General features: G+C 42.7%; 13 protein-coding genes and 1 pseudogene. 2 read left to right on the forward strand and 12 right to left on the reverse strand.

Annotation, left to right across the window (positions count from 1 at the left end; all coding sequences use genetic code 11):
• The first annotated feature begins 55 nt into the window (after positions 1–55).
• Entirely contained in the window at positions 56–1,255 is a 1,200-nt protein-coding gene (locus tag BM739_RS01665; RefSeq protein ID WP_217697819.1) for a hypothetical protein, read from the forward strand.
• Between the two features lie 119 nt (positions 1,256–1,374).
• Here the strand turns inward: BM739_RS01665 and BM739_RS01670 are convergent, their stop codons facing one another.
• From BM739_RS01670 to BM739_RS01720, 11 genes are all read right to left on the reverse strand, one after another.
• Positions 1,375–1,926, reverse strand: coding sequence for a hypothetical protein (locus BM739_RS01670; protein ID WP_076536603.1), 552 nt, complete (start codon positions 1,924–1,926; stop codon positions 1,375–1,377).
• Between the two features lie 181 nt (positions 1,927–2,107).
• The gene (locus tag BM739_RS01675) at positions 2,108–2,548 is read right to left on the reverse strand and encodes a SirB2 family protein (RefSeq protein ID WP_076536605.1); all 441 of its coding nucleotides are present in this window, start codon (positions 2,546–2,548) and stop codon (positions 2,108–2,110) included.
• Between the two features lie 173 nt (positions 2,549–2,721).
• A complete protein-coding gene (locus BM739_RS01680) occupies positions 2,722–3,498 on the reverse strand; it encodes a TSUP family transporter (RefSeq protein WP_076536607.1) in 777 nt (258 codons plus the stop codon).
• Positions 3,499–3,513: 15 nt separating this feature from the next.
• Entirely contained in the window at positions 3,514–4,500 is a 987-nt protein-coding gene (locus BM739_RS01685) for an aldo/keto reductase (protein ID WP_076536610.1), read from the reverse strand.
• Positions 4,501–4,520: 20 nt separating this feature from the next.
• Positions 4,521–5,462 carry a Gfo/Idh/MocA family oxidoreductase gene (locus BM739_RS01690; RefSeq protein WP_076536613.1) on the reverse strand — a complete coding sequence of 314 codons (942 nt, stop codon included), beginning with the start codon at positions 5,460–5,462 and terminating at the stop codon, positions 4,521–4,523.
• Positions 5,463–5,476: 14 nt separating this feature from the next.
• Complete coding sequence (locus BM739_RS01695; protein WP_076536616.1) at positions 5,477–6,316, reverse strand: class III extradiol dioxygenase subunit beta; 840 nt, start codon at positions 6,314–6,316, stop codon at positions 5,477–5,479.
• Between the two features lies 1 nt (position 6,317).
• Positions 6,318–6,707: a protocatechuate 4,5-dioxygenase subunit alpha gene (ligA, locus tag BM739_RS01700; protein WP_076536618.1), complete on the reverse strand. Its 390-nt coding sequence runs from the start codon at positions 6,705–6,707 to the stop codon at positions 6,318–6,320.
• A 9-nt stretch (positions 6,708–6,716) separates the two neighbouring features.
• Complete coding sequence (locus BM739_RS01705) at positions 6,717–7,610, reverse strand: amidohydrolase family protein (RefSeq protein ID WP_076536620.1); 894 nt, start codon at positions 7,608–7,610, stop codon at positions 6,717–6,719.
• The gene (locus BM739_RS01710) at positions 7,607–8,626 is read right to left on the reverse strand and encodes an amidohydrolase family protein (protein WP_076536622.1); all 1,020 of its coding nucleotides are present in this window, start codon (positions 8,624–8,626) and stop codon (positions 7,607–7,609) included. Before BM739_RS01710 ends, BM739_RS01705 begins: the two co-directional genes overlap by 4 nt.
• Before the next feature lie 119 nt (positions 8,627–8,745).
• Entirely contained in the window at positions 8,746–9,840 is a 1,095-nt protein-coding gene (locus BM739_RS01715) for a 4-oxalomesaconate tautomerase (RefSeq protein WP_076536624.1), read from the reverse strand.
• 1 nt (position 9,841) lies between these two features.
• Positions 9,842–10,531, reverse strand: coding sequence for a 4-carboxy-4-hydroxy-2-oxoadipate aldolase/oxaloacetate decarboxylase (locus BM739_RS01720; protein WP_076536626.1), 690 nt, complete (start codon positions 10,529–10,531; stop codon positions 9,842–9,844).
• Positions 10,532–10,677: 146 nt separating this feature from the next.
• Here BM739_RS01720 and BM739_RS01725 point away from each other — a divergent pair, with 146 nt between their 5' ends.
• Entirely contained in the window at positions 10,678–11,874 is a 1,197-nt protein-coding gene (locus BM739_RS01725; RefSeq protein WP_076536628.1) for a LysR family transcriptional regulator, read from the forward strand.
• A gap of 153 nt (positions 11,875–12,027) precedes the next feature.
• Here BM739_RS01725 and BM739_RS01730 read toward each other — a convergent pair.
• Positions 12,028–12,237 (reverse strand): annotated as a pseudogene (locus BM739_RS01730) (hypothetical protein); the annotation flags it as partial.
• Positions 12,238–12,259 lie beyond the last annotated feature (22 nt).

The following is a 12,259-nucleotide window of genomic DNA, read 5'->3' on the forward strand; positions in this document are numbered from 1 at the left end:
CTGCAAACGCTTTCAATGCGAAACATGCACAGTACTAATTGATTGCCGAATTGGTATGTCCAACCGTGATATTCAACCATTTCAATTTGCTTGCCCAAACTGCGAAGAAGTTATCTCGTTTACCATTGGCACTCAGGAAGGCGACATAACTGGTGCTATTGACATATTAGACTTTAAGGGACCTTTTAACGGTGAAAACCCCTTTGTTGAACTGCACTTAGACTTTCCCGTTTCTTTTGGAGCGTACGAGCAAGTTACGACGTTCATGAGGATAATCCACGAAATAGGTGACGAAGCTTTTCGTGACTTGAATCTTAGGTTAACTCTTCTCAACAACCTTTATTCAAAGAAACGCGATTTGCAGCGACTAATAACTCAATACAAAAGAGGGGATATTGACGCTTTTGAGCAAGCCTGTAATAAACTTGATGGAGTAACCCTTGAAAGCCATAAGAAGCAAGATGTTTTAGCTGCTCTGTATACTACAACATCGAACATCTCATCTCCGTTCACCATCTACGAACAAAATAAAGAGATGAGCAGAGAAATGCCTGAAATTCTTCGGTGGCTACATAGTCACCATCAAGAAAAAACAAATGAGTTCTTTAACAAAGTCATCGACAACGACTTTATTAAAACACTTCATCACGACTGCCTAAGTCTTTATCCAAAAATGATTGAGTTAGAGCTCCCGTTTAGACCAACGTTTTATCAAGACTACGCAGAAGTTGATGATACAAGTAAGACGCCAGCGAGAATATCAACCGCTGACTTTGATGCTTGCTGTAATTTCTATAAAGACTTAGCAGAGGTATACGCTCGACAGATGACGCTGGTCGCAGGCCTGAATAACTTAATAAAAAGAGGCGACTACGACTTATTTGACGACTCGGTTAGGCTCAATAAAAAACAAGAGAAAATCAAAGCATTCGAATCAATTGATAGTTACGCCAATATGGACTTAGGAAGAAAAGCTGGTGCCATCGATGACTCTTTCTTTCGATTTAATGAGTCCGCAATTGATAACAAAATTAGAAACGGTATAGCTCACTACAAGTATACGTACAAAGAGTCGTCTCAATTAATCACTTTTTACCCTGCACGCGAAGGGATGGAGCGAAACACTTATCACGAACTTTACTTTTCTGAGTTCATGCGCAAATCCCTTTTACTTTTCCGAGACGTCCACAACCTGAACCACATGATTAAGGCAGTCTTGTATTTTAATATCTTTATACTGAAAAACGATGTGTAGAAACAGCAACAACTGAACTTAGTTGTTGCTGTTTTACATTACGGACATCAACAACTTGGCGTACAACTTCGGTTACCCTTAACACTCGAAAATAACATCAGCGCTGTTATTTTCGAGTGTTATGCTTTAGCTTCTAAGTCGCCACCAGAAACAACAATACTAGTTTCTACTTCATCGTATGGAATATCACCATTTGATGGGAGATTTGATTTGGTAGTATTATTCCTAAATGTAGTGTTCTCTAGATATACATTTCCTTTTTGAAACCCTTGTGCTAACTGTATTTTTGCCAATGAAATTGCAGCCCTTCGATGTGATGAGTTTCCATCAAATATTGAGTTTTTAATAACCAAATCAAAATCAGGACTGATAAAGGTTCCGTGTGATGGATTACACCCCACTATCCGTGGTTCCGTTGAGGTTATGCAGTCAGCTGAACCTAATATATCGATTACACCACCATAATCGGAAGAACTATTGCCGATGAACTTAGTATCTTCGATGTAATTAGGGTCAGTGTAAAATTTATCAAGAGTGGGCAGATTGTACGGTTCAAAAGGGATTTTGGGGGGAATTAAGATACTTTTTATAATCAACATCAGGCCAATTAGAGCTAACGTTCTAACCCATTTTTGTCCAAAAGTAATTCCGGTTCTTAAGTACCTACCCATAAACTTATCTAATACAAAAAATCAGCTAACCGAGGTTAGCTGTTTTTTTTAATCTTTAATTCTTATGTGAAGGACTGTATGTACGCAGTAATAAAATGGTGGCTGGCATAAAACCTAAAAATCACCAAAGCTAAGCAGCTTTTTTGCTGAGTCTACTTAGCTTAGTTTTTGCAACAATGAGCTAGCAGCTTGCTGTTAACATTACGTAACCTAGTTCAATGTAGGCATTCGCATCTTCAACCCCTTTGGTTTTTAGATGGTGAGCAAACCCCAGTCTGGCACTCATTACAATCCAAAATGTGGCACTGATAAAGCCGACAATGCGCCAAACATTTGATTTTGCCCACTTAAGCGCAAAGGTTATTGAAAGTACATACAGCACAAACCCCGCTAGTTTTGACGATGCCCAACCGTTGACGAAGGGGTATAAATTCAGTGGATTAACAATAACAAGGTAAAGGAAAGTTGCGATAAATAACGTATATAAGATGTGTGGCCCTGTTTTCAGCAGCTTATTATTGACCTTGTCAGAACCTTTCATTGTTAATACTAAATTAATAATAAAAAAGATAAACGTGAGCGCAATTATTGTCAGGTGGGTATGCTTAACCATCATGTACATGCTGTTGTTCCTTAGGGGATGTTATTAAAATAAATTGTATACAACTTAAACTAATGCTGGTCGTTCTACAATTGTAATTATTCTAATTTTTTATGCACTTAGTCTATTTTGACAAGAATGCGACCACAGCTTTGTACGTACAAAAAATAATTAAGTTCAATTCATTTTCATTGTTAATGTATAAAGTGCCCTGCTCCTACATAGGCTAATTGCAATGCAAGTAGACTTAATGTGAGTTTAAACAGCTTGCTAAAGTTGGTAGTGGTGATGCGATTAAGCAATTTCAGTCCTGCAAAGGTGCCAAGCGCGCCGCTTATTACCATGGCACACACTAATGGTAACCATTGCGTGAAGCCAAACCCCAGTAGCGTGAATATTATGGCTTTAAAGCTGTGTTGCATTGTCATGCAGCTTGAAAAGGTCGCGGTAAAGCGCAGTTTGTCTTGCAGTGCAGTTTGATTAAGGTAATTAACATACATATAGCTGCCGACCAGTGGCCCGCTAGCACCGACAAAAAAAGATAAAAAGCTGGTAATCGCACCTGCCACGACCCTAGAGCTGGGTGACGAGCCGATAAATGTTGGTTTTTTGCCCCACAACAAATATAAAATAAAAATAGCCAACACTAGTTTCATTGGCTCAAGGGAAATTTGACTAATCACAGTGGTAGATAACGCCGCGCCAAGTACGCCACCTAGTGAAAAATACAGTAACATTGGCAGATCAACATGCTTAATCGTGGCCAGTGCGCGATTAGCATTTGAGCCCAGCTGCACTAAGCCATGTACCGGAATGACTATCATCATAGGTAGTAATGATGCCATTAAAACTAATAACAATAAGCCACCGCCAGCGCCCATTGCTGCGGTGATAAACGAGCTAAAAAACGCGGCTATCACTAATACAAGGGCCATAGTTGGGCTGAGTAATTCGTTAAGCAATAAGTCCAATGCTGCTTAGTCCGTTTAGAAATCTTCGGTATCTATTTCGGTTTGGGTCATGGCTGGATACCGTGCGCCGCTAATGGCACTTGGGGCAAACACCTTGTTTAAATGCGCTAGCACGACTTGGCTTAATTGCACCTTATCTGCGCCCATGTTGTCTTGTAAATGAGCGATATTAGTTGTACCAGGAATGGCTAAAATGTTGTCGGATTGATGTAACAACCATGCAAGGTTTAGCTGGGCTAAACTGCAATTGAGCTGTTGACTGATTTGAGTTAACTCAGCCACCAATAAACGATTCTTTTCGATATGTGGGCTTTGAAACCGGGGCATGCCACGGCGGATATCGCCGTCAACTAACACTTGGGCTAACGGCACCTGATCGGTTAAAAAGCCCCGTGCTAAAGGCGAGAATGCCACAAAGGCAATATCGAGTTGTTTACAGGTATCAAGCACGGCTATTTCAGGGTTGCGGCTCCATAAGGAATATTCGCTTTGCACTGCGGCAATGGCATGTTCTGCATGGGCTTTTTTAAGGGTTGTGGCTGACACTTCAGACAAACCAATAGATTTGATTTTACCCTCTTTTACCATTAACCCCAGCTCACCTACGCTGTCTTCAATGGGTACATTTTTGTCCCAGCGATGTAAATAATACAGATCGAGTACATCGGTTTGCAGGCTGGTTAATGAACTTTCAATGGTACGTCGTAATGTGGCGGGACGGCCATCAATGACTTTTTTGCCATCAACGCCTGTCATGCCGCATTTACTGGCTAACAGTAATTTTTCACGATACGGTTTGAGCACTTTACCGACTAATTGCTCGTTTTTACCAAAACCATATAAGGCTGCAGTATCAAAATGATCAACGCCTAACTCAACGGCACTGAGTAGCAGGCGTGTGGCATCTTGCTCGCTAAGAGGATGACCATAAGCATGACTTAAATTCATGCAACCGAGTCCAATGGGGTTGACTGATTGACCATTAAGCATTCGTTTACTCATAGCATCCTCTTTATTTGCAATTAACGGGTTAGCTGTAATTCAAGATCGTGCAGTACTTTATAACAATCAAGCACTTTGGCAACACTTGAATTAGGCTCGCGCCCTTGTTGAATGGCGGCAAAAAACTCACGGTCTTGTAATTCAATACCATTCATTGACACAGCAACATTTGACACATCAATGGGCTCTTCTTTACCGTTAACTAAGTCATCGTAACGGGCAATATAAGTACCATTGTCACAGATATAACGGAAAAAAGTACCTAGCGGGCCATCATTATTAAACGACAATGACAGTGTACAAATCGCGCCATTTTCTGCCTGTAGCTGGATTGACATATCTAACGCTATACCTAACTCAGGGTGAATTGGCCCTTGTATCGCATTGGCTTTAACCACTTTTGAATTGGCTTGATAAGCAAACAAGTCAACGGTGTGCGCCGCATGATGCCATAACAAGTGATCGGTCCATGAACGGGCCTCACCTTTGGCATTAATGTTTTTACGACGGAAAAAATAAGTTTGCACATCCATTTGCTGAATGTTTAATTCACCGGCAGTAATTTTATTATTCACCCATTGGTGCGACGGGTTAAAACGGCGCGTATGACCAACCATACAGGTTAAACCAGTTTGCTTTTGGGTTTCGACAACGGCTAAAGAATCTTCCCAGCTATCAGCTAATGGAATTTCAACCTGTACATGCTTACCTGCTTGCATGCACTGAATTGATTGCGCGGCGTGCTGCTGGGTTGGCGTGCATAAAATAACTGCATCGGCGGCTATTTTTAGTGCCTCGGTTAGATCGGTGAAGACTTGTTTGATGCCGTATTCATCAGCTACTTGTTGGGTTTTCTCTAACGAGCGCCCGACTAAAGCGACAACCTCGACGCCATCGATATTTTTAATGCCGTCAAGGTGTTTAATACCAAATGCCCCTGGGCCTACTACTATAACTTTCATAACATTATCCAGATTTATTTGTTTTCTAAAATAAGATGACCCACTGCGGTATTCGATGCAGGCACATGATAAAAACGATGTTTTAAATCTACCTGCTCGTTTAATGCGCCGCGCATGATTAACCACATCACTAACTCAATACCTTCTGAACCAGCCTGTTGCACATAATCCATATGGGGCTTTAGTGCTAATTGGTCGGCATCATCGACAATGCGATCAAGAAAATCATTATCAAACTCTTTGTTGATTAAGCCTGCTCTTGGACCTTGTAGTTGATGGCTCATGCCACCGGTGCCCCAAATTTGTACATTTAGGTCGTCATCAAAACTTTCAACGGCTTTACGTAATGCTTTGCCTAATGCATAACAGCGTTTACCTGATGGTGGCGGAAAAAGGACTACGTTAACGGCAATGGGGATCACCTGACATGGCCAGTTTTCGGGCTCGCCAAACATCAATGATAACGGCACAGTTAAACCATGATCGACATCTAGGGTATTCACGACGGTTAAATCAAACTCGTCTTGAATAACCGACTGGGCAATATGCGATGCCAGTTGTGGATGACCTTTTACATTTGGTACAGGGCGTGGGCCCCAACCTTCATCTGCTGGTTTAAACTCATCGCCGCAGGCAATGGCAAACGTTGGTACAAAATTTAAATCAAAGGCTGTGGCGTGATCGTTATAAACCAGCAAAACAACATCAGGCTTAGCCTCTTTGATCCATTTTTTACTGAAGTCATAACCGGTAAATAGTGGTTTCCAGTAGTCATCTTGGGTTTTGTTATTGTCTATTGCTGCGCCAATGGCTGGCACATGTGAGGTAGCAACACCTGCAGTAATTTTAGCCATGTTATTTTTGTTCCTTTTTATCCATGCCCCAATCCGGTGAGCGGCCGCCATCTAGCATCATTTGTGCGTATTCAGGTTGCGTCATGCCGGTCATGCTGGCGGCGGCCTGTTGAAAACTAATGCCATCGCTAGAAAATATTTTTGCTAAAAAATACACGTTACCGCCAAGGCTCATCATCTTGTTGTAATCACGTTCGATAACCGATTGCTTTTGTTGTTCTGTCATCGGCCATTCGTCTAAATATGCCTTTTGATCGTGCTTAAAACGGGCACGATTGTCAGCTTTCATTAATGACATGCAAAATTGGTTTAAATGAAAGCCCATACTTGCCATATCAGCATCAAATATGGTGGTGCCGGGGATACTTTTATACGGTTTATCGATAGCCATAACCTTCCCTTATTTAGACCAATACAAACGCATTGGATTGTCGACTAAAAGTTGTTGTTGCAGCGCTGCAGTTGGCGCAATCTGCGGGATAATATTCACTAGCTTGCCGTCATCTGGCATGTGACTTTTCATGTTTGGATGCGGCCAATCTGTGCCCCACAGTACTCGATCAGGAAACTGCTCTACTACAGTGCGTGCAAATGGCACTACGTCGGCATAATTGCTATCAGGCCCAACGACTGAGATGCGCTCTGGGCAGCTGACTTTTGACCACACATTCGGGTTTTCAGCCATGAATTTCAAAAACAGTTGAAAACCGTCATCATCAATAGGCTTGGACACATCAGGGCGTCCCATATGATCAACCACTAAGGTCGTGGGCAAGCTGGTAAAAAAATCATACAGTTCAGGTAAATCTTGGCTTTCAAAGTAAATCACGATGTGCCAATCAAGCTTTTTGATCCGATGAGCAATTTTGGTGAGCGAGTCAAAAGGCAGTGCATCAACAAGACGTTTAACAAAGTTAAACCTTACGCCACGCACGCCCGCTTGATGCAGCGCTTGTAACTCAGCATCACTGATATCCTCTTTGATGGTGGCAACACCGCGAGCTAAACCGTTGGAACTATTTAATGCATCGACTAAGGCACTGTTGTCTGCGCCATGGCAAGTGGCTTGGACAATAACATTACGGCTAAAACCGAGGTGATCGCGCAGTGCCCATAGTTGATCTTTAGAGGCATCGCATGGGGTGTATTTACGCTCAGGTGCAAAGCCAAATTCATTTGCAGGGCCAAACACATGACAATGGGCATCAACAGCGCCAGCAGGCGGCTGGTAACTGGGGGTTACTGGTGATTGATGCCAATGTAGCCAATCAGCGTCAGTTATAAACTTACTCATAGTCCCATTCCCTGTAATTTTTTACCTAAACGTGGATAAACACGGCGTGCATTACCTGAATACACTTTTTCACGGTCTTGTGGCGACAAATTCAGGCTGTCGACATAACGTTTAGTGTCATCAAAATATTGGCCTGTAGTTGGGTCAATGCCACGCACTGCGCCAATCATTTCTGAACCGAATAAAATATTTTCAATATCAATAACTTCAAACAACAAATCAATTCCAGGTTGATGATACACGCAAGTGTCAAAATATACATTTTTCATTAGATGTTCGTTCAGCGGTGGCTGCTTTAGCATGTCAGCTAAACCACGGTATCGCCCCCAGTGATAAGGTACTGCACCGCCACCGTGGGGAATGATGAAACGAAGTTCTGGGAAGTCTTTAAATAAGTTGCCTTCTAACAGCTGCATAAATGCCGTGGTATCGGCATTCATATAGTGTGCGCCAGTGGCATGAAAGTTAGGGTTGCAAGAACCTGATACGTGGATCATTGCCGGTACATCAAGCTCTACCATTTTTTCATAAAATGGATACCAGCTTGGATCTGTCAAGGGTTTTGATGTCCAGTGACCGCCAGATGGATCAGGATTTAAATTACAACCAACAAAGCCTTTTTCTAATACGCAGCGCTCTAGCTCAGCCACTGAGTTTTGGATCGGCACACCAGGAGATTGCGGTAATTGGCATACACCAATAAAGCGCTCTGGATATAAGTCGACTACACGGGCGATTAAATCATTACAGGCTGATGTCCATTGCTTTGAGACGGCTTCGTCACCAATATGATGCGCCATTGCAGATGCACGCGGTGAAAAGATGGTCATGTCTAAACCACGTTCATCTAACAGCTTGATTTGATTTTTATCGATACTTTCACGAATTTGGTCATCTGAAATAAATGGCACTTCTGGTAAAGCTTTACCTTGCTTGTGTGCTTCAATTTGCGCTTGCCTGAAAAGCTGTAATGGCTCAGGTGCGGTTGTATAGTGGCCGTGGCAATCAATAATCATCGAATTCTCCTTGCTTAACTTTTACTTAAGCGACTTGTCTTAATCACTTTGCTTAATTGAAGTCGGGTTAAGCGTTTTTTATTATGTTGTTATTGGTGTTTTTGTATTCACAACCAACACTAGTCAGGTAGCATTGCACTGCCTACCATCAATAATCTTGCGGTGCGCAGTAACGCAGAGCGATGCACAGTAAAACCTTTAATGTCATTGGCTTCAGTCACTTGCATTTCAACGTTAAATTGCCCAGTGGGGTGTTCAACAACCACATCAAAATTGCCATCACTAAATTGCGCCGAGGCAAACTGGTTTGCCACAGTGCCGTTAAGCACACAAGCAGTAGCCACACTGACGCTACCTAATACGCCAATTGCTTCATGTACGCGGTGTGGAATAAACGTGCGGGTATTAATATGGCCAGCCTTTTGTGGTGCGCTCACTAATGACATCTTAGGGACGGTTTTATTGCTCACATCACCTAAATTCATTTTTAAGCCCGCTTGTAATCTTATGGCTTCAATTTGTTGTTTAAGCAGTTGATTGCTTTCAAGCGCTGCGGGGCTTTCATCACCCTTAAGGCCAAAGTCACTGGCAGACAGGATCACAACAGGCATGCCATTATCAATACAGGTCACATTCACGCCGTTAATGTCATCAATGGCATTACCGGTTGGAAATAACGTCCCACAACTTGAACCGGCAATATCTAAAAAATCTATGGTGATGGGCGCGCTAGTGCCGGGGACGCCATCGATACGCGCATCGCCTTGATAGGTCACCATGCCCTGCTGCAGTGCGACTCTGGCAACAGCAATGGCGCCAGTGTTAACCATGTGAATACGGATATCAGCAAAGTCATTACTTACGTCGTGTTCGGTACAATTAATTAGCCCTTGCTCGATGGAAAAGGGGCCAACGCCGGCTAACAAATTACCGCAGTTTTGGCTGTCGCTAACTTGGGCTTTATCTACGGTTATTTGTAAAAACAAGTAGTCAACATCGGCATCATCACGACTTGATGGACTGACAATCGCCACTTTACTGGTCAGCGGATGCGCGCCTCCTAAACCATCAATTTGGCGTTCATCAGGCGAGCCCATAAGCGTTAATAACAACTGATCCCGCTGAGTTGGCTCTTGGGGCAAATCGGCAGCTAAAAAGTATAAGCCTTTAGAGGTGCCGCCACGCATAATTGAGCAAGGTATGGCGCGCTGCATATTAGCTATCCTCGCCTTGTTTTACATAGCAAAGCCCTTTAGCTGCAAGGCGTTCGCGCATGGCGTAGATATCTAGCCCTAACTCACCGGCTGCCAAACGTTTACGTTTATCATCTTCGTTGGCAATGCGTTTAAGCATTTTGTCATGCACTTCTAAGGCGCGTTCTTGCTTAACGACCACCACACCATCTTCATCTGCAATCACTAAGTCACCTGGGCAAATTAACGCGCCCGCACACACCACAGGCACATTAACGTTACCTAAGGTTTCTTTGACTGTGCCTTGGGCATATACCGCTTTTGACCAAACAGGAAATTGCATTTGGGTTAAGGTCGCAACATCGCGAACACCGCCATCTATGATGAGTCCTTTAACGCCGCGAGCTTGTAGCGATGTAGCCAGCAAGTCACCAAAAAATCCATCAATACAGCCACTGGTTGGGGTAACAACCAGTACATCACCGGGCTGACATTGCTCAACTGCAACGTGGATCATCCAGTTATCACCTGGAGCAACCTCACAGGTTACTGCGCTACCTGCAATTTGAGCAGGTGTATAAATCGGCTTCATGTAATCAGCTAATAGCCCTAACCGCCCTTGGGCTTCATGCACTGTCGCAACTTCTGCGTTAGCGTACATAGCTAAGATTTCTTGGCTCGGACGCGCAATATCTGTAATACATACCGCCATTATCTACCTCTGTCATAATCTGGGTTAAATTCAGTCCTTCGAGTATATGAAAACGATGACAGTAAATAACTTTAAAAAACTGTCGATTGCCATTAGTTTTTTCTATAGCATTAGTTTACCAACTGGATAGTGCATAAATAAAAACAATGAACATTAATATTAAAAACCTGTTGTTCGCCCTTAAAATAAAGGAACTTGGCACACTAACCCTTGCCGCAAACGCCATTCATTTAACCCAGTCTGCCCTTACCCAAGGTATAAATAAACTTGAAAGCGAATTAGGTTACAGTTTGTTTGTTAGAACCCCATCAGGGATGCAAACCACACCGGTTGGCTTATGCTTTTTATCACGGGTTGAAAGAGCCTTTCGCTACCTTGATGAATTTGCCGTAACGGCATTAACCAAAGATAAAGCCCGCCAATGGCAATTTTCTCGTTCTATTACCACTAAACAATTATTGGGCTTAGTGGCATTAGTGCAGCAAAACAGTTACACCCGCGCAGCGTCGGTGTTGGGTTTATCACAACCCACATTGCACAAGACCATTAAAGATGCCGAGCAAATTTGTCATGATAAATTGGTGATGCGTTCGCCTGCAGGAATTGAAGCCACATGGCTTGGTAAGCAACTGTATAGATATGGATTGTTATTTTTTAATGAGATTGAACAAGGCATAGCAGAGTTAAATGAATTTAACGGTAAAATGAACGGTTCATTAAAGGTCGGTTGTTTGCCTCTGGCGCGCTCATCCATTGTGCCTCAGGCAATTTTGGCGTTAAACAGTGAGTTTCCCGATGCTAACTTGGCGTTAATCGATGGCCCCTATCAAGAGCAACTGCATAGCTTATTACATGGTGAAATCGATATAATCGTCGGCGCATTACGTACAGGTTCGCAAAATACTGATATCAGTCAGGTGCCACTGTTTAACGATAAACTCAGCATTGTGGTTAAAGCCAAACACCCTCTGGCTAACAAGACAATATTTTCAGCAACCGAATTACAGCAATTACAATGGGTTGCCCCTAATAAAAGTACACCGGCATGGCATGTGTTTAGCCAGTTATTTAACGAGAGAAACCTTAATCCACCAAGCAATGTCATTGAATGCAGTTCGTTAGTGGCTATCCGCAGCATCTTAATGCATAGCGAACGGGCGGCATTATTACCGGCTAAACAGGTAGAAGTTGAAGTTGCTGCGGGTTTATTAGCCGTTTGCCCTATCACGTTGGCTGATACCGACCGCAGTATTGGCTTAACCCTACGTAAAAACTGGCAGCCAACGCAAATGCAGGCGCAATTTCTACACATTATTAAACAGCAAACGGCGATATACACTTGATATGTTGAAGATATTTGTGTCTTGAATACTGTATCTTTAATATTGTTTCAAGAATATTCGACTAATTAGCCGCTCAATCACTATAAAAAATGCGTTAGACTACAGTGTCTAACGCGTTTTTGTGTAACTGAGAGTTGTTTTTTAAGATTGCGATTAAAGAGTATGCGGTTTACTTTTATTCTGAATAATCAGCGTATAAGCCACTGGTAACACAATAAGCGTTAATACAGTCGCAAAGCCTAAACCAAACACAATTGTGACTGCCATTGACATAAAGAATGGATCGGATAGTAATGGCAACATACCCCGCATGGTGGTTAACGCAGCCATACAAACCGGTCTAACACGGCTAACAGATGACTCATCAGGTCGAAATAAGCAGCGT

It is taken from the genome of Shewanella sp. UCD-KL21 (assembly GCF_001957135.1).
In the GTDB taxonomy this organism is placed as follows: Bacteria; Pseudomonadota; Gammaproteobacteria; order Enterobacterales; family Shewanellaceae; genus Shewanella.